Origin of the sequence: Microbacterium algihabitans, from assembly GCF_032464975.1 — a bacterium.
GTDB lineage: Bacteria > Actinomycetota > Actinomycetes > Actinomycetales > Microbacteriaceae > Microbacterium > Microbacterium algihabitans.
In genome coordinates this window covers 388158-404786 of the sequence record NZ_JAWDIU010000001.1, presented here as the reverse complement: position 1 = coordinate 404786, position 16629 = coordinate 388158, and the positions used below count along the sequence as shown (strand labels likewise).

Here is a 16629-nt window from a genome sequence, read left to right as displayed (position 1 = left end):
CCGTTTCGCACGGACAGGGCGAGCCCTCGAATCGACGCCCCTCCCGTTCTTGGCGCGCGGGAGGGGCGTCGGTGTTCGTCCGCTCACGATGCCGCGGGCGACTTCTCCTTCTCGCCGGGGCTGTTGGGCGTCCAGCCGTACCAGCCGTCGGTCGTGGCGATCACCGACCACGCCCCGCACGCGAAGACGCGATCCTTCGCGTACACGTCGGGGGCGTCGTCGATGTGCACGGTCGGGGCCGACTGACGCTCCATCTCGACGCAGGTCGCCGTATCGAGGGGCGAGCCGCTCCGCGCCAGAGCGGTGGCGACCTCGCCGTCGCGCTTGGTCTTGACGACGATCGCGGTCGCGTCGGCGGGCAGCCACGGCACCGTGGTGTCGGCCCGGGCGGCGACGTCGGCGGCGTCGGTGTACTCCGTGGTGACCTCTTGCGACAGGGCCTCTTCGATGCCGGTGCACCCGGCGAGCGAGAGGGTGAGGGCCCCGCCCGCGGCGACGGCCAGGGCGAACAGGAGCGGTGAGGTGCGGTGCGATGTCATGGTTCGATCGTGGCCGGGTGAGGTCGCCGGGTCGTCGTCCCCGGGGATGACGACCGTCCCTCTCGAGACGCATTTCACCCCGCCGCCCGTGCAGCGTCATCCCCGGGATGTACGACGAGACGACGCCAGGCCGATGCCGCCGGTCGGGGGTGGTTCGTAGCGTCGAAGTCATGCAGCAGAATCCTTCCGACACCGCGCCGATGGCCGCGCGAGTGCAGAACCTCACGAAGACCTTCGGTGCTGGCGAGTCGCGCGTCCACGCGCTCGACGACGTCACGATCGGCCTCCGCCGCGGCGAATTCACGGCGATCATGGGACCGTCCGGCTCGGGCAAGTCGACCCTCATGCACGTCATGGCGGGACTGGATGCCGCGACCTCGGGCCGCGCGTTCATCGGCGACACCGAGATCACCGGGCTCAGCGACCTCGACCTGACCGTGCTGCGTCGCTCGCGCGTCGGGTTCGTCTTCCAGTCGTTCAATCTCGTGCCGACGCTCGACGTGCTCGGCAACATCACCCTGCCGTTCGAGCTGGCCGGTCGGTCTCCCTCGCCCGAGGCCCGACGCCGCATCGACGCGCTCGTCGAGTCGATGGGACTGAGCGGTCGTCTGCGTCACCGCCCGCACGAGCTCTCGGGCGGTCAGCAGCAGCGGGTCGCCATCGCGCGGGCCCTGGCGACGCAGCCCGACCTGATCTTCGCCGACGAGCCGACCGGCAACCTCGACTCCCGCACCGGCCGCGAGGTGCTGGCGCTGCTGGCCGCGGCGAGCCGCGAGCACGGGCAGTCGATCGCGATGGTGACGCACGACCCCGTCGCGGCCTCGCACGCCGACCGGGTGGTCTTCCTCGGCGACGGCCGCGTCGTGGCCGACACCCCGCGCCAGAGCGCCGAGGCGATCTCGGCCTACATGCTCTCGTCCGAGGTCGGAGCGTGAGCGCCGTCGCCGAGCGGCCCGTCGGCGCGCCGCGCCCCCGCCGCCTGCCGCGCGCCCTGCCGCGCGCGGAACGCGGTCTCGGTGCCTCGGTGCTGGTCGCCGCCATCTCGAGCGGCTTCGGCACGCTGCTCATCGCCGCCACCGGTTTCATCGGCGCGTGGTTGCTGGCGGCGCCCTACCTCGCGGGTCGCGAGAGCGTCGTCGTGGTCGTGGCGATCCTCAGCGCGCTGCTGGTCGGCGTGGCGATGTTCGTCGCAGCGATCGTGACGACGAACACCTTCGCGACGATCGTCGCCGGCCGGACGCGGCAGATCGCCCTGATGCGCCTGATCGGGGCCTCGGCTCGGTCGGAGCGCGTGCGGGTCGCGCGACAGGGTCTCGTGGTGGGGGCCATCGGAGCGGTCGTGGGGCTGATCGGCGGGACAGCGGTCGCCGCCGCGCTGCTGCCGGTGGCGCGCACCGCGTGGGGGATCGACGTCGACTACGCGCTTTTGCAGCCGGTGCTGGTCGCTCCCGCCGTGATCGTGACCCTCACGACGTGGGCCGCCGCCTGGGCCGGTTCGCGCCGGGTGCTCGAGGTGACGCCCCTGCAGGCGATCTCGGGGGCGACCGAGCGCGACCGGAGTGAGGCCGTCGGCGGTCGCGCTCGCCGCATCGTCGCGGGGATCCTCTTCTTCGGCGGCACGCTGGTGCTCGCCGCAGGGATCGCCCTGGGGCTTCTCTCACCCCTCGGCGTCGTCGTGGCGTTCGTGGGCGGAATCTTCTCGTTCACGGGACTGAGCCTCGGCGCCACCGTGGTCATGCCGCCTCTGCTCCGCGTGACCGGACGTCTGTTCGGCCGTTCGGCCGAGGCGCGCCTGGCTGCCGAGAACGCGCTGCGCTACCCCGAGCGCTCGAGCCGCATGGCGATCGGCGTCGTGATGGGAGTCACGCTCGTGACGATGTTCGCGGTCGCCTCGCAGTCGGCCCGCGACCTTCTCATCCGATCGGGCGGCGGCGAACCGCCGGAGGAACTGCTCGCGCTCATGGACACCTTCGCCACGATCATGATGTCGCTCGTCGCCGTGTCGGCCGTCATCGCCGCCGTCGGTCTGGTGAACCTGCTCACCCTCGGGGTGATCCAGCGCCGTCGGGAGCTCGGTCTGCTGCGCACGCTCGGCTTCGCCGCCCCGCAGATCCGGCGGATGGTGTTGCTCGAGGCCGCACATCTCACCGTGACCTCGGTGGCCCTCGGGCTCGTGCTCGGCGTGATCTACGGCTGGGCGGGAGCGCAGTCGCTGCTCGGTTCGGTCGGCGTCCCGCCGGAGTTCTCGTCGCCGACGTTCCTGCTGCCGAGCATCCCGTGGGCGACCGTGGGGATCGTCGCGGTGGCCACCGCGCTGCTCACCGCTGTCGCCGCCGTCGCGCCCACGCGCCTGGCCACCGCGGTGTCGCCGATCGACGCCCTCGCGGGCGACTGATCCGCCGGCCGGTCCCTGACCGCACCGGGGTCGGGTATCGCGGCGGCCCGGGCCCATGCGATCGCGAGACTGCATCCGGCTGACATCTCGGCGTCAGGCTACAACGGGCTTGTCAGCGAGATGCAGTCTCGCGTTCGGAGCGAGGCACGCGCCCGCCGCTGTCCCACCGCCCGCCGCCCCGCTCAGACGAGCAGCTGGTGCTTCGCCAGATCGCGGTAAAGCGGAGTGGATGCCACGAGCTCGCTGTGCGTGCCCCGACCCACGACCCGGCCCTTGTCGAGCACCACGATGAGGTCGCTGTCGACGACCGTCGAGAGGCGGTGCGCGATGACGAGCAGGGTGCGGTCGGTCGCGACGGCGTCGATCGCCTCGCGCATGCGCTGCTCGTTGACGCCGTCGAGCGACGAGGTCGATTCGTCGAGCAGCAGCACCGGGGGAGCGGCCAGCAGCGCGCGGGCGATCGCAAGGCGCTGGCGTTCTCCGCCCGAGAGCATGACGCCGTCTTCGCCCACGGGAGCCTCGACGCCGAGCGGGCTGCGCTCGAGCACGTCGCCGAGGTTGACCGCGCGCAGCACCCGCTCGCAGTCGGCGTCGGATGCCGCGGGAGAGGCGAGTCGCAGGTTGTCGGCGATCGTGCCGGCCAGGGTCGGCGCATCCTGCTCGACGTAGCCGAAGCGGGCGCGAAGGTCATCGCGGGAGAGGTCGCGCGCGTCGACCCCGTCGACGAGGATCGCGCCGCCGGTCGGGTCGTAGAAGCGCTCGATGAGGGCGAGGATCGTGCTCTTGCCCGCCCCCGAGGGGCCGACGAGGGCGACGCGCGATCCGCGCGGCACCTCGAACGACACCCCGCGCAGCACGTCGCGGTCATCGTCGACCTCGGCGGCGGTCTCGTCGGCCGCGCGCTCGAGGTGCGCCTGCTCGAGCACCGAGCGGGCCTCCGCGGCGGCGGCCTCGCGCGCCTTCACGACGTTGTCGGGATAGCGGAAGTGCACATCGCGGAACGTCAGGGCCGCGGCATCCGGAACCGCCGCAGGCGACGAGGGACGGTCGGCGTCGTCTTCGAGGGGGAGGTCGAGCACCTCTTGGATGCGCCCCAGCGCGCCCAGCGCCTGGTTGACCGAGGTGATCGCGCCGATCGCCGAGGCCAGGGGCTGCACGAGCAGGAAGAGGAAGATCACGAAGGTGACGAGCGAGGCGACGTCGATGGCGCCGGAGGCCACGCGGTATCCGCCGACGCCGAGCACGACCAGCAGCGACACCTGCAGGGCGACGAAGGCGATCGGCACGATGAGCGCCGAGACCCGCGCGATGCGCACGCCCGCGGCGTAGGCGGCCGTGGCGTTCTCGGTCACTGCCGCGATCTCGCGCTCGGTCGCGCCCGACGCGCGGATCGTGCGGATCGAGCCGACGGCGCGCTCGACGCCCGAGGAGAGTTCGCCGACCTTCGCCTGCTGATCGGCGGATGCCGCGCGGATCCGTGTGCTCAGCAGCACGACCACCGCGAGAGAGGCGCCGACCACCACCACGATGAGCCCGAGCAGCAGCGGGTCGATGAAGGCCATCGCGATGACCGCGCCGACGAGGATGAGGGCGTTGCCCACGGCATCCGCGAAGCCCTGCGTCAGCACCGCGTAGAGCAGGGTCGTGTCGGTGCCCACGCGCGAGACGAGATCGCCCGTGCGACGCGCGTCGAACTCGCTGATGGGCAGGCGCAGGATGCGCGCGATGAGCCGCCGCCGGCTCGAGAACACCACCGCGGTGCCGGTGCGCTGCAGCAGATAGTGCTGGAAGCCCGAGATCACAGACGACAGCACGACGAAGCCCACCAGCAGCCACACCAGGGCGCCGAGGGGCACGCTGGCCTGCACGCGCGAGATGACCTCGCCGACGAGCAGCGGCTGCGCGAGCGTGGCGGCGGCGCCGAGCACGCTGAGCACGGCGACGACGACGAGCGTGCGCTTGTGCTCGAGCAGGAAGGGGACCAGCTGGCGGAACGACGCGCGCGGGCCTTCGGGCGCGCGGCGGCCGCGCCGACCACGCGCGGGAGCGGGAAACGACATGCTCACCTCGGGAGAAGAATGGGGTGCTTCGACCGTACCCCGCACCACCGACACCGCCGGTCGGTCCGCTCGACGGCGTGCACAACTCCGGAGAATTCATCGACTCACCGCGATGCGAGCAGTCCGGGCTCCTCGCGCGGTTGCGGATGTCCGGAGTTCGGCCCGTACAACGACGAAGTCCTGTCGGAACGACGGATGCCACGAGGCCTGGGCCCCGTGGCATCCGGTGTCCGATGCGAACGCGTGGTTACGGCGCGGTCGCTCCGGCGGCGATGTTGTCGTCGTAGTCGACGTCCTTCGTCTCGGGCGAGAGCACGAGAGCGATGAGCGTCAGCACGCCCATGACCGAGAGGTACACGCCCACGAGCCACGGGTTGCCGTCGCCGGCGGCCCACAGCGCGACCGCGACGATCGGCGCGAGGGCGGCGCCCAGGATCGACGAGACGTTGTACGAGATCGCCGAGCCGGTGTAGCGGGTGTTGGTCGGGAACAGTTCCGGCAGCACCGCGCCCATCGGGCCGAACGTCGCACCCATGAGCAGGAAGCCCAACACCAGGAACGCCTGCACCAGCGCTCCGGTGAACTTCGGGTCGGTCGCGGGCAGCAGGAACACCGAGAACAGCAGACCGAACACGATGATCGCGATGGTCACGCCGATGAGCAGGCGCTTACGGCCGATCGCGTCGGCGACGGGGCCGGAGAGCATCGTGAAGACGCCGAAGAACACCACGCCGATGATCTGCATGATCACGAAGTCGGTGTAGCCGAATCCGAGGCCGGGCACGTAGGCGGCGGCGTCGAACGCGGTGCCGGCCTTCTCGGCCGCGGCGGCGGCTCCCTCGGCGGTGGGCTTGGTGCCGTACGACAGCGTGAAGCTCGTCATCAGGTAGAAGAGCACGTAGGTCGCCAGCATGATGAACGTGCCGAGGATCAGCTGCTTCCAGTTGCGGCGGAGCACCTCGCCGAGCGGGAACTTGCGGATCGCGCCGCTCTTCTCGGCCTTCGCGAACGACTCGCTCTCGACGAGCTTGAGGCGCACGTAGAGGCCGACGATGACCATGATCGCCGAGAACAGGAACGGCACGCGCCAGCCCCAGGTGAGGAACTCGGCGGAGCGCTGAGCGGTGCCGTCGGGGTGCGGCAGCGCGAAGTTGATCACGAGGAACACCGTGTTGGCGATGATGAAGCCGATCGGGGCGCCCAGCTGCGGGAACGTGCCGAACAGGGCGCGCTTGCCCCTCGGGGCGTTCTCGGTGGCGACCAGCGCCGCGCCCGACCACTCGCCGCCGAGGGCGAAGCCCTGCGCGAGACGCATGATCAGCAGCAGCACCGCGGCCCAGACGCCGATCTCGTTGAAGGTCGGCAGGCAGCCGATGAGGAAGGTCGCGACACCCATTGTGAGAAGGGATGCCACGAGGGTGGCCTTGCGGCCGAAGCGGTCGCCGAAGTGGCCGAACACGACGGCACCGAGGGGGCGCGCGACCATCGCGGCGCCGAAGACGCTGAACGACAGCAGCAGCGAGGTGGTCTCGTTGCCGGTGGGGAAGAAGAGCACCGGGAACACGAGCACGGCCGCCGTGGCGTACGCGTAGAAGTCGTAGAACTCGATCGTGGTGCCGATGAGGCTCGCGGTGATGACGCGCGAACGCGGGTTGGCCGGTGCGGCCGGGGTCGAGCGAGTGGAGGGGGATGACGTGGTCATGACTGCCTGACGGGAAGGGTCTTCGTTCGCGTCCGGGGTGGGGCGCAGCGGTGGCGCGCAGCGGTCACGGGGGTGGTGGTGAGAGAGCGCACGGGCGGAGGCACCGGCGACGTCCCCGAGTGAGGGGCGTCTAGACCCTCCAGTCTATGCGCGCGCTGAGCGTGGCCCCGACGCGGGTGGTCAGCGCCAGATGACGGCGAGACCGGCGTTGAGCAGGGCCAGGATGCCGATGGGCCAGAAGATCGCCGGAGACAGCGACCCGGTGCGCTTCTGTCGGGCCGAGCCGATGCCCAACAGTGCGCCGATGATGAGCAGCACGACGAGCTTCACGCCGATCTTGGCGTAGTTGAGGTCGTGGTCGAGGCCCCACGGCGCCGAGAGAGCGAGGCCGGTCACGAGGGAGATGACCAGCGCGTAGTTCATCAGCGGGGTCACGCGGATACGGCGGGCGGCGGCCTCGACGACCCACGCGCCGAAGAGGATGGCGAAGCCGACGAGGTGGACCAGGACGACGACGTTCCGCAGGATCTCCATACCCGTCAGGGTAGGGATACCGCGGCAGCGCCGCCAGCAAGGCGGGCCTCACAGCCCGCGCGGCCGCTGAGCCCGTCCCGCGAGCGGTCCCTGAGCTTGTCGAAGGGCCGCCCCCGACCCGCGGACGTCCGGTGGCTTCGACAGGCTCAGCCACCTCGCTTCGGCCTCGACCCGCGGACGCCCGGTGGCTTCGACAGGCTCAGCCACCTCGCTTCGGCCCCGTCCCGCGGACGCCCGGTGGCTTCGACAGGCTCAGCCACCTCGCTTCGGCCCCGTCCCGCGGACGCCCGGTGGCTTCGACAGGCTCAGCCACCTCGCTTTGGCCCTGAGCCCGCGAGCGGTCCCTGAGCTTGTCGAAGGGCCGCCTCGACCCGCGGACGCCCGGTGGCTTCGACAGGCTCAGCCACCTCCCTCCGGCCCGCGAACGCGAACGGGCCCGGCGACCGCAGAGGTCGCCGGGCCCGTCGTGAAGAACGCGTCAGCCGCGCAGCTCGCGCAGCACCAGGGCGGTGCGGATCGCGGCATCCGCGGCCTCTTCGCCCTTGTCCTCCTTGGAGCCTTCCAGGCCCGCACGGTCGAGGCCCTGCTGCTCGTCGTCCAGCGTCAGCACGCCGAAGCCGACGGGCTTGCCGGCGTCGAGCGCGACGCGGGTCAGGCCGTCGGTGGCCGCCGACGAGACGAACTCGAAGTGCGGCGTGCCGCCCCGGATGATCACGCCCAGGGCCACCACGGCATCCGCCCCGCCCTCAAAGGCCGCGCGGGCCGCGACGGGCAGCTCGAACGAGCCGGGGACCCGCACGACGCGGTAGGTCGCGCCGGTCGCGTCGAGCACGCGCTTGGCGCCCGCGATCAGACCGTTCGTGATGACCTCGTGCCACGTTCCCGCGACCACGACGACGTTCAGACCCGACGCGTCGACGCCGCCGGTCTCGGGCGCTCCACTGCCGGCCATCAGGCGCTCTCTTCCTTCATGTGCGCGAGGGCGTCGCGCAGGTCGTCCTCGGCGATGATGTGACCCATGCGGTCGCGCTTCGTCTCGAGGTACTGGTGGTTGTTCGGGCCGACGCCCACGAGCAGCGGAACCTGCTCGACGACGTCGAGACCGAAGCCGCGCAGCTGCGCGACCTTGTCGGTGTTGTTCGTCAGCAGGCGCACCTTCTCGACGCCGAGGTCGGTCAGGATGCCGGCGGCGGCGGCGTAGTCGCGCGCGTCGGCGGGCAGGCCGAGGGCGAGGTTGGCGTCGACGGTGTCCATGCCGCGCTCCTGCAGGTTGTAGGCGCGCAGCTTGTTGATCAGGCCGATGCCGCGACCCTCGTGTCCGCGCATGTAGATCACGATGCCGCCGTCGCGGTCGATCGTGTCGAGGGCCGCCTCGAGCTGCGGACCGCACTCGCACTTGAGCGAACCGAAGGCCTCACCCGTCAGGCACTCGGAGTGCACCCGCACGAGCGGGGCTTCGTCGGACAGGTCGCCCGACACGACGGCGAGGTGGTCGGTGCCGGTGATGCGGTCCTTGTACGCGAGGAAGCGGAAGGTGCCGTGCGAGGTGGGCACGTTCGACTCGGCGCGCAGGCTCACCCGGCGGCGGGCGGGGGCGGTCGCGGGCAGCGGGTCGGTCTCGTTGAGGTAGCCGATGAGCTGTTCGATCGTGATGACCGGGATGCCGTCGCGCTCGCCGAGCTCGAAGAGTCCGGGCAGGCGCATCATGCTGCCGTCTTCGGCGACGACCTCGGCGATCGCGCCGACGGGCTCGAGTCCCGCGAGACGCATGAGGTCGACCGCGGCCTCGGTGTGGCCCGCGCGCTCGCGCACGCCGCCGTCGACGGCGCGCAGCGGCAGCACATGTCCGGGGCGGATGAGGCTGGTCGGAACCGACGCGGGGTCGGACAGCACGTTGAGGGTGCGCGCGCGGTCGGCGGCGCTGATGCCGGTGGTGACCCCGGATGCCGCGTCGACGCTGACCGTGTACGCGGTGCCGCGGGCGTCCTGGTTGACCTCGACCATGGGCGGCAGGTCGAGGCGGTCGGCCCACTCGCCGGGCATGGGGGCGCAGACGTATCCGCTGGACCACCGCACGGTCCAGGCGAGCCACTCGGGGGTCGCGAGCTGCGCCGAGATGATGACGTCGCCCTCGTTCTCGCGGTTCTCGTCGTCGGCGACCAGGATCGGTCGACCCTGACGCAGGGCCTCCAGGGCCTCGGGGATGGTGGACAGGCTCATCGGGAGCCCCTCTCGGTCTGTGCGGCGGTCGCCGCGGGATTCTCTGTCGTGCGGAAGGCGAGCATGCGCTGGACATGACGGGCCAGGATGTCGGTTTCGAGATTCACGGGGGTGCCGGCTTCGGCGCGGCCGAGGGTCGTGGCCTCGAGCGTTTCGGGGATCAGCGAGACCTCGAGCCACGGCTCGGGCTCGGAGGCTTCGCTCACGGCGCTGACGGTGAGCGAGACGCCGTCGATCGCGATCGACCCCTTGTCGACCACGAGCGGGGCGAGGTGGGCCGGGATACCGACACGCACGACGCTCCACTGCGCGCCGGGCCGCACCTCGCGCACGACGCCGGTGCCGTCGATGTGGCCCTGCACGATGTGCCCGCCCAGGCGTCCGTGCGCGGCGGTCGCGCGCTCGAGGTTGACCGGGAGGCCCGGGGCGACGCCCGCGAGCGTCGACATGTCGAGGGTTTGCTTCATCACGTCGGCGGTGAACCAGTCATCGCCCTGGTCGACGACGGTGAGGCACACGCCGCTCACCGAGATCGAGTCGCCGTGGCCGGCGTCCGACACCGACAGGGGGGCGCGCAGGGTCAGGCGCACGCCGTCGCCCGACGGCTCGACGGCCGTGACGGCGCCGATCTCTTCGACGATTCCGGTGAACATCAGGCGTCTCCTTCGTTCTCGCCCGCGGTCGCGGGCACAGTCTCGGGGTTTCGGGGCCCGGTCTCGGCCGGGCGGGCGACGATCAGCAGGTCGTCGCCGAGGGGGGTGACGGATGCCACGGTCAGGCGCTTTGCCGCGTCGATGCTCGGCACGCCCACATCTCCCAGAGCGAGGCGCGAACCGCCCAGCAGCACGGGGGCGACATAGACGAGCAGTTCGTCGGCGAGACCCTCGCGCACGAACGCGCTCGCCAGCGTCGGCCCGCCCTCGACGAACACGCGCTGCACGCCCTGTTCGGCGAGGTCGGCGAGCACCGCGTGCAGGTCGTGCGTCGAACAGAAGAGGGGGTCGCGGGGGTGGCGGCGCACCGCGGCATTCGGAGCCGTCTCGCTCTCGCCGATGATCACGGGCATCGGCTGGTGCTCGAGCAGCGTCCCGTCGTCCGCTCGCGCGGTCAGCGCGGGGTCGTCGGAGCGCACGGTGCCCGTGCCGGCGACGATCGCGTCGGCCTGCGCACGGCGCGCATGCACGTCGCGTCGGGCGTCGGGTCCGGTGATCCACTGGCTCGTGCCGTCGTCGGCGGCGGCGCGACCGTCGAGGCTCTGCGCCCACTTCACCGTGACGTGCGGGCGGCCGGTGCGCTGCAGGTGCGTCCAGTCGGCGACGAGTGCCTCGGCGGCATCCGCCTCGGGTCCCGACTCGACGTCGACGCCGGCTGCGCGCAGGCGATCGGCGCCGCCGGCCGCGGCGTCGGTGGGGTCGTCGAGCGCGAAGACCACGCGGGCGACTCCCGCCTCGATGAGCGCGACGGCGCAGGGGCCGGTGCGACCGGTGTGGTTGCACGGCTCGAGGGTCACGACGGCGGTCGCCCCGCGGGCGTCGCCGGGGGCGAGCTGCGAGAGCGCGTCGACCTCGGCGTGCGCGGTGCCGGCTCCGCGGTGGAAGCCTTCGGCGAGGATCTCGCCCTCGGGCGAGAGGATCACGGCGCCGACCTGCGGGTTGAGCCCGCGCGGGCCGCGCCGGGCGAGCTGCAGCGCTCGCCGCATGGCGTCGATCTCGACGGCGGATGCCATTTCCCTGTCCTTCCCGCGGATTCGGGGCAGGGCCAGCGGGAAGGCGCGTCGCGCCGTCCGTGCTGCCTCCTATCCGGACTAGCGGGGGCTGACCCTCGCATCACCGTCGGTCCCGGAATTCCACCGGATCGGCCCCACCGCGTGAGCGGAGGGGTTCGCGGACTATCACCGCCGGTTCGGATTCTCACCGACCCCGGAGCACGTTTTTGCTCTTCGGAGTCTACTCAACGCCGCTCGAGCGGTTTCATTCCCCGTCACGCTGCGACGTTTCGTGGTACTCCCGCGCCGGGGCGCGAAGGCGCACACCCTGGCCGGACGCGCGCAGCGGGGCGGCGACGCGGGCATCGTGGCTGGCCGCGCGCATCGGGGCGCCGACGCGTGCAGGGGCGCGGGCGCACGGTCCGTGGCCGGAGCGCGCATCGCGGCGCGGACGCGCGCACCCTGGCAGGAACCACCGTGGCGTCGGGTCACTTCAGCAGTCGCGACAGCCGGCGGTCGGCGAGCAGCTTTCCGCCCGTCTGGCAGGTGGGGCAGTACTCGAGGGAGTTGTCGGCGAAGAACACGCTGCGCACCTCATCGCCGCAGACGGGGCACGCCTCGCCGCGCCGCCCGTGTACGCGCATGCCTCGCCGTTTGGCATCCTTCAACTCCGCCGGCGGTTTGCCGCGGGCCGCCTCGATCGCCTCGGCCAGCGTCGTCGTCATCGCGCCGTAGAGGTGGTCGACCTCGGCATCCGACAGATTCGCCGCCAGCGCGTACGGCGACATCTTGGCCGCGTGCAGGATCTCGTCGGAGTAGGCGTTGCCGACCCCCGCGATGATCGACTGGTCGCGCAGCACGCCCTTGATCTGCGTGCGACGGCCCTCGAGCAGCGAGCCGAACGTCGCGCGGTCGAAGCCGGCGCTCAGCGGGTCGGGACCGAGCCGCGCGATGCCCGGCACCTCGGCGGGGGAGCGCACGGCGTACACGGCGAGCGACTTCTTGGTACCGGCCTCGGTGAGGTCGAACCCCGAGCCGTCGTCGAAGCCGACGCGCAGTGCGATCGGCGTCTTGCCGGGCTTGATGATCGTCGCGGGCAGCGCGTCGTACCACCGCAGCCACCCCGCCTTGGCGAGGTGGAACACCAGGTGCACGCCCGCATCGGTCGAGACGTCGACGAACTTGCCGTGGCGATCGACACCCGTCACGTGGGCCCCGACCAGCGCGGTGAGCGGCGGGTCGTAAGTCTTCAGTGCGTTGATGGCCGACACGGTGGCCTTGTCGACACGCAGTCCCGTCACCCGCCCGCGCAGGTATTCGACGAGCCCCTCGACCTCTGGCATCTCCGGCATGCGGCCATGCTGCCACGGACCTCCGACATCGGCGCAGGCCCTTGCCTCCGGCCTACAGCACGGGCCAGGGTTGCGGGTCGCGGTCGTCGGAGCGCAGCAGCCCGCCCACCCACATGTCGGAGCGCCCCAGCGAATTCGCGCCCGCCTGCCGCAGCAGCCCTTCATAGCGGAACCCCACCGTCTGCGCCACGCGCGCCGACCCGGCGTTGCCCACGACCGCACGCCACTCGATGCGCTGCACCGCCGGCCGTTCGGCGGCGAAGCCCCAGCCGACCACGGCCCGCACCGCCTCGGTGGCCAGCCCCTGCCCGCGCACGCTCGACGAGACCCAGTAGCCGATCTCGGGACCACCCGATGACAGTTTCGCCAGGCCCACCATGCCGACCAGTCGCCCTTCGAGGCGGATCGCCCACGTCGCCTCCGACCCCTCGGCCCACCACGTTCGCGTCAGTTCGACGAACGTCTCGGCGTCGGCCGGAAGGTAGGGCGACGGCACCGTCGTGAACCGCTGGATCGCGCCATCCTGACACTCCGCGTGGATCGCAGCCACGTCGCTCTCGCGCGGCGCCGACAGCTCGAGGCGGGCGGTGCGCAGGATCTCCGGTTCCATCCGGCCACGCTACCGGTCGCGGCGGGCCTGTCCGCGGCACAGCTCCCGCAGGAGTCGTGCCGCTCGCGCCGAGCACCTGCCGCCTAGCCCCGCCCCCGAACCACGACGCCCGCGCGACTCAGCGAGTCGCGCGGGCGTCGAACAGCCGAAAACTCAGCCGCGGCGGAGCAGGCCGATGCGGTCGTACACGTCGGTGAGGGTCTTCTCGGCGACGGATGCCGCTTTGCCGGCGTTCACGGCGAGCACGCGGTCGAGCTCGGCGGGGTCGTCGAGCAGTTCCGTGGCCCGCGCACGCACCGGCTCGAACTCGTTGACGACGACCTCGGCGAGGCCCTTCTTGAAGTCGCCGTACCCGCGGCCCGCGTACTCGTCTTCGATCGAGGTGATCTCGCGGCCGGTGAGGGCCGAGTAGATGACGAGCAGGTTCGACACGCCGGGCTTGGTTTCGCGGTCGAAGCGCACCGACCCCTCCGAGTCGGTCATGGCGCGCATGATCTTCTTCGCGCTGACCTTGGGGTCGTCGAGCAGCCACAGCACGCCCGCGTCGGACTCGGCCGACTTCGACATCTTGGCCGTGGGGTTCTGCAGGTCGTAGATGCGGGCGGTCTCGCGCTGGATGACGGGCTTCGGCACGGTGAAGGTCTCGCCGAAGCGCTGGTTGAAGCGCTCGGCCAGGTCGCGCGTGAGCTCGATGTGCTGCTTCTGGTCGTCGCCGACGGGCACGACGTCGGTCTGGTACAGCAGGATGTCGGCGGCCATCAGCACCGGGTAGGTGAAGAGGCCGACGTTGGTGGCATCCGTGCCGTAGCGGGCCGACTTGTCTTTGAACTGGGTCATGCGCCCGGCCTCGCCGAAGCCCGTGAGGGTCGACAGCACCCACTGCAGCTCGGCGTGCGCGGGCACGTGCGACTGCACGTACAGCGTGGAGCGCGAGGGCTCGATGCCGGCGGCGATGTACTGGGCGGCGGTGCGGCGGGTCTTCTCGCGACGCTCGGCGGGGTCGCCGGGCTGCGTCAGGGCGTGCAGGTCGACGACCGAGAAGAAGGCGTCGTACTGGTCCTGGAGGTCGCGCCACTGCAGGAGGGCCCCGATGTAGTTGCCGATCTGAAGGCTGTCGGCGGAGGGCTGCATTCCGGAGTAGAGGCGCTCGGTGGTCACCGTACGATCCTAGGCCGCGTGCGCGGGGCCGACCTTCCGTCGGAAAAGGGTCCGGATGCCGATACCCGGCTCCCGGCGACGACCACAGTGCTCCGCGCTCGGCGTCAGGCGACCGGATGCCGAGGTCGGGAGGGCCCGCGCGCGACGCAAACCGTGGCCCACGGCGCGACCCGCTCCCGGCGTACGACGAATGCGACGCCCGAGGTCAGTGCCCGAGCGTGTAGTCGACGATCACGGGGGAGTGATCGCTCCACCGGGTGTCGTACGACGGGGCGCGGTCGACCCGGTAGGAGGTGACCCGCTCGGCCAGGGCGGGAGTGGCGACGTGGTAGTCGATGCGCCAGCCGCTGTCGGTGTCGAACGCCTTTCCGCGCATCGACCAGAACGTGTACGGCCCCTCGATCTCGCCCATGGCGCGGCGGCCCACGTCGATCCAGCCGAGGCCGGTGCCGGTCGACCCGTCGACGCCCTCGACCTGCTCGCCCGCGGGGCCGAAGAAGCGGTCGAAGTAGGCCCGCTCGCGCGGGAGGAAGCCGGCGTTCTTTCGGTTGCCGCGCCAGTTCTTGATGTCGAGCTCGCGGTGGCCGACGTTCAGGTCGCCGGTGACGAGGGCCAGCTCGCTCGAGGCGGTGAGCTCGGCGAGGCGGCGCTCCATCGCGTCGAGGAACAGCCACTTCGCGTCTTGCTTGGGGGTGTCGACCTCGCCGCTGTGCACGTAGGCGCTGACGATGGTGACGGTCTCGCCGTCGATGTCGAAGTCGGTCTCGATCCACCGGCCCGACGCGTCGAGCGGCTCGGGGCCGAGGTGCGTGCGGGTCTCGACGCCGGGCAGACGGCTGATGATGGCGACTCCCGCGCGCCCCTTCGCGAGGGCTTCGTCGTTGACGATCTCCCACCCGGGGAGGGCCTCGGCGAGCTGGTCTGCGGTGGCCCGCACCTCTTGCAGGGTGACGATGTCGGCGCCGGAGGCGTCGAGCCACTCGACCATGCCCTTGCGGACGGCGGCACGGATGCCATTGACGTTGACGGAGACGATACGCACGGAACGAGCCACCCCACGAGCCTATCCACGACCTCCGACATCGAGCCCGTGCGGGCGGGACGGGGCTGCGCGCCCGGCCGCCGGCATCGGGATCCGAACCCGCTCAGTCGGGCAGCAGCGACGTCCGCCGCGGAGCGGGCACGTCGGCCTCGGCCCGCGCGAGGTTCTTCTCGGCGGCGATCACCCGACGCTTCGCACGCCAGCGCAGCGGCCATCGCGACATCGCGAACGCCTTCTCGGCCTCGCGCAGACCCACCTGGGCGGCGATGACGAGGGCGGCCTGCTCCATCGCCCGGCGGTCTTCGGGGGAGCGCAGCGGCACGTCGCGATCGCCCGCGGCCACCGCGATCCACGCCGCCGAGACGAGGATCACGATGCCGATGAAGCGGAACCACAGCAGAAATCCGATGAGCACCGTGAAGGTCGCCAGCAGCGGGTTCGAGGGGGTGTAGACGAAGAGGAAACCGGCGGCCACCTGCAGCACGACGATGCCGGTCGCCCCGACGATGGCGCCGGGCCACGCGCGCCGCCACGACAGCGTCGTGCCGGTCAAGAAGCGGAACAGCGAGGCGAGGGCGACGGTGTTGATGCCGAACGCCACGACGAGCGAGACCAGGCGCGCCCCGATCGACCAGCCGAGGGTCTCGCGATCCCACCCGATGAGCCCGAACACGAGGTCGACGGCGCCGGTGGTCACCGAACCCAGCAGAGCGCCGACGAGCAGCGAGATACCGAACAACACCGAGGCCACGAAGTCGCGGGCCTTGAGCATCACGTAGTTGCGCAGGTCGAAGGGGAGCCCGAAGGTGTCGCGCACGGCGCGACGGGTGAAGGTAACGAAGCCGATCGCCGTCCAGACGACCACCACGACGGCGACGATGCCGGTGACGGTGAGCAGGCGCCCGCTCTCCTGCGCCACGGCCTCGACCTGGTCGCGGCCGACGAGTCCGTTCTCGCTGATCAGCCCGGGGATGTAGCTGTTGACGATGCGGATGAGCCCGGTGATCGCGCTCGTGCTGCCGCCCAGCCAGATACCCACGCCCGCGAACGCGAGGTACAGCGCCGAGAAGACGGCGAACAATCCCTGGTAGCTCATGCCGGCGGCGAGCAGGAAGCCGTTGTGCTGCAGGAAGTGCCGCCAGACCCGGATCGGGAACCACTGCGCGATGCGCTGCGCCCGCGCGAGGGGCTGGTCGAGTCGCCCGCGCACCGCCGTCTGGGCCTCCGCGAGGCGCTCCCGCAACGAGGTGTCCTCGGCGCGCACCGCGGGCAGCGGACGCGGGTCGGGGGCGGTCTCGGTCACCTGGAAAGC

The 16629-nt window shown here is 71.5% G+C and carries 15 protein-coding genes and 1 riboswitch; of the genes, 2 read left to right on the top strand and 13 right to left on the bottom strand.

Features of this window, described 5'->3' with window-relative positions; all coding sequences use genetic code 11:
- Positions 1 to 83: 83 nt before the first annotated feature.
- On the bottom strand, positions 84 to 539 hold the full coding sequence (locus tag RWH43_RS01880; RefSeq protein WP_144829071.1) for a hypothetical protein: 456 nt from the start codon (positions 537 to 539) through the stop codon (positions 84 to 86).
- 170 nt (positions 540 to 709) lie between these two features.
- Here RWH43_RS01880 and RWH43_RS01875 point away from each other — a divergent pair, with 170 nt between their 5' ends.
- Complete coding sequence (locus RWH43_RS01875; protein WP_144829068.1) at positions 710 to 1474, top strand: ABC transporter ATP-binding protein; 765 nt, start codon at positions 710 to 712, stop codon at positions 1472 to 1474.
- Positions 1471 to 2934: an FtsX-like permease family protein gene (locus tag RWH43_RS01870; RefSeq protein ID WP_316000512.1), complete on the top strand. Its 1464-nt coding sequence runs from the start codon at positions 1471 to 1473 to the stop codon at positions 2932 to 2934. Before RWH43_RS01875 ends, RWH43_RS01870 begins: the two co-directional genes overlap by 4 nt.
- A gap of 182 nt (positions 2935 to 3116) precedes the next feature.
- On the opposite strand, the gene RWH43_RS01865 is transcribed toward RWH43_RS01870, so the two are convergent.
- From RWH43_RS01865 to RWH43_RS01810, 12 genes are all read right to left on the bottom strand, one after another.
- Positions 3117 to 4994 (bottom strand): ABC transporter ATP-binding protein, encoded by a 1878-nt coding sequence (locus tag RWH43_RS01865; RefSeq protein WP_316000511.1) that lies wholly within the window; start codon positions 4992 to 4994, stop codon positions 3117 to 3119.
- A 247-nt stretch (positions 4995 to 5241) separates the two neighbouring features.
- A complete protein-coding gene (locus RWH43_RS01860; protein WP_316000510.1) occupies positions 5242 to 6696 on the bottom strand; it encodes an MFS transporter in 1455 nt (484 codons plus the stop codon).
- Positions 6697 to 6876: 180 nt separating this feature from the next.
- Complete coding sequence (locus tag RWH43_RS01855; RefSeq protein WP_316000509.1) at positions 6877 to 7230, bottom strand: Fe-S protein; 354 nt, start codon at positions 7228 to 7230, stop codon at positions 6877 to 6879.
- A gap of 478 nt (positions 7231 to 7708) precedes the next feature.
- Positions 7709 to 8182 carry a 6,7-dimethyl-8-ribityllumazine synthase gene (gene ribH / locus RWH43_RS01850; RefSeq protein ID WP_316000508.1) on the bottom strand — a complete coding sequence of 158 codons (474 nt, stop codon included), beginning with the start codon at positions 8180 to 8182 and terminating at the stop codon, positions 7709 to 7711.
- Positions 8182 to 9450, bottom strand: coding sequence for a GTP cyclohydrolase II (ribA, locus tag RWH43_RS01845; protein ID WP_144829050.1), 1269 nt, complete (start codon positions 9448 to 9450; stop codon positions 8182 to 8184). The genes ribH and ribA overlap by 1 nt, the downstream gene beginning before the upstream one ends.
- A complete protein-coding gene (locus RWH43_RS01840; protein WP_230704280.1) occupies positions 9447 to 10103 on the bottom strand; it encodes a riboflavin synthase in 657 nt (218 codons plus the stop codon). The genes ribA and RWH43_RS01840 overlap by 4 nt, the downstream gene beginning before the upstream one ends.
- On the bottom strand, positions 10103 to 11176 hold the full coding sequence (ribD, locus tag RWH43_RS01835) for a bifunctional diaminohydroxyphosphoribosylaminopyrimidine deaminase/5-amino-6-(5-phosphoribosylamino)uracil reductase RibD (protein WP_316000507.1): 1074 nt from the start codon (positions 11174 to 11176) through the stop codon (positions 10103 to 10105). The genes RWH43_RS01840 and ribD overlap by 1 nt, the downstream gene beginning before the upstream one ends.
- Before the next feature lie 56 nt (positions 11177 to 11232).
- A riboswitch (FMN riboswitch) is annotated at positions 11233 to 11381 on the bottom strand.
- 262 nt (positions 11382 to 11643) lie between these two features.
- Entirely contained in the window at positions 11644 to 12507 is an 864-nt protein-coding gene (locus tag RWH43_RS01830; RefSeq protein ID WP_144829041.1) for an Fpg/Nei family DNA glycosylase, read from the bottom strand.
- 52 nt (positions 12508 to 12559) lie between these two features.
- Entirely contained in the window at positions 12560 to 13117 is a 558-nt protein-coding gene (locus RWH43_RS01825) for a GNAT family N-acetyltransferase (RefSeq protein WP_316000506.1), read from the bottom strand.
- Positions 13118 to 13270: 153 nt separating this feature from the next.
- Positions 13271 to 14275, bottom strand: coding sequence for a tryptophan--tRNA ligase (gene trpS, locus RWH43_RS01820; protein ID WP_154096067.1), 1005 nt, complete (start codon positions 14273 to 14275; stop codon positions 13271 to 13273).
- A gap of 205 nt (positions 14276 to 14480) precedes the next feature.
- Complete coding sequence (locus tag RWH43_RS01815) at positions 14481 to 15329, bottom strand: exodeoxyribonuclease III (RefSeq protein ID WP_316000505.1); 849 nt, start codon at positions 15327 to 15329, stop codon at positions 14481 to 14483.
- A 91-nt stretch (positions 15330 to 15420) separates the two neighbouring features.
- A complete protein-coding gene (locus tag RWH43_RS01810) occupies positions 15421 to 16620 on the bottom strand; it encodes a YihY/virulence factor BrkB family protein (RefSeq protein WP_316000504.1) in 1200 nt (399 codons plus the stop codon).
- Positions 16621 to 16629 lie beyond the last annotated feature (9 nt).

Bases quoted from the DNA above. Each gene is read 5' to 3' on its own strand.
- RWH43_RS01880 (WP_144829071.1), bottom strand. From the start codon at position 539: ATGACATCGCACCGCACCTCACCGCTCCTGTTCGCCCTGGCCGTCGCC.
- RWH43_RS01875 (WP_144829068.1), top strand. From the start codon at position 710: ATGCAGCAGAATCCTTCCGACACCGCGCCGATGGCCGCGCGAGTGCAG.
- RWH43_RS01865 (WP_316000511.1), bottom strand. From the start codon at position 4,994: ATGTCGTTTCCCGCTCCCGCGCGTGGTCGGCGCGGCCGCCGCGCGCCC.
- RWH43_RS01860 (WP_316000510.1), bottom strand. From the start codon at position 6,696: ATGACCACGTCATCCCCCTCCACTCGCTCGACCCCGGCCGCACCGGCC.
- RWH43_RS01855 (WP_316000509.1), bottom strand. From the start codon at position 7,230: ATGGAGATCCTGCGGAACGTCGTCGTCCTGGTCCACCTCGTCGGCTTC.
- ribH (WP_316000508.1), bottom strand. From the start codon at position 8,182: ATGGCCGGCAGTGGAGCGCCCGAGACCGGCGGCGTCGACGCGTCGGGT.
- ribA (WP_144829050.1), bottom strand. From the start codon at position 9,450: ATGAGCCTGTCCACCATCCCCGAGGCCCTGGAGGCCCTGCGTCAGGGT.
- RWH43_RS01840 (WP_230704280.1), bottom strand. From the start codon at position 10,103: ATGTTCACCGGAATCGTCGAAGAGATCGGCGCCGTCACGGCCGTCGAG.
- ribD (WP_316000507.1), bottom strand. From the start codon at position 11,176: ATGGCATCCGCCGTCGAGATCGACGCCATGCGGCGAGCGCTGCAGCTC.
- RWH43_RS01830 (WP_144829041.1), bottom strand. From the start codon at position 12,507: ATGCCGGAGATGCCAGAGGTCGAGGGGCTCGTCGAATACCTGCGCGGG.
- RWH43_RS01825 (WP_316000506.1), bottom strand. From the start codon at position 13,117: ATGGAACCGGAGATCCTGCGCACCGCCCGCCTCGAGCTGTCGGCGCCG.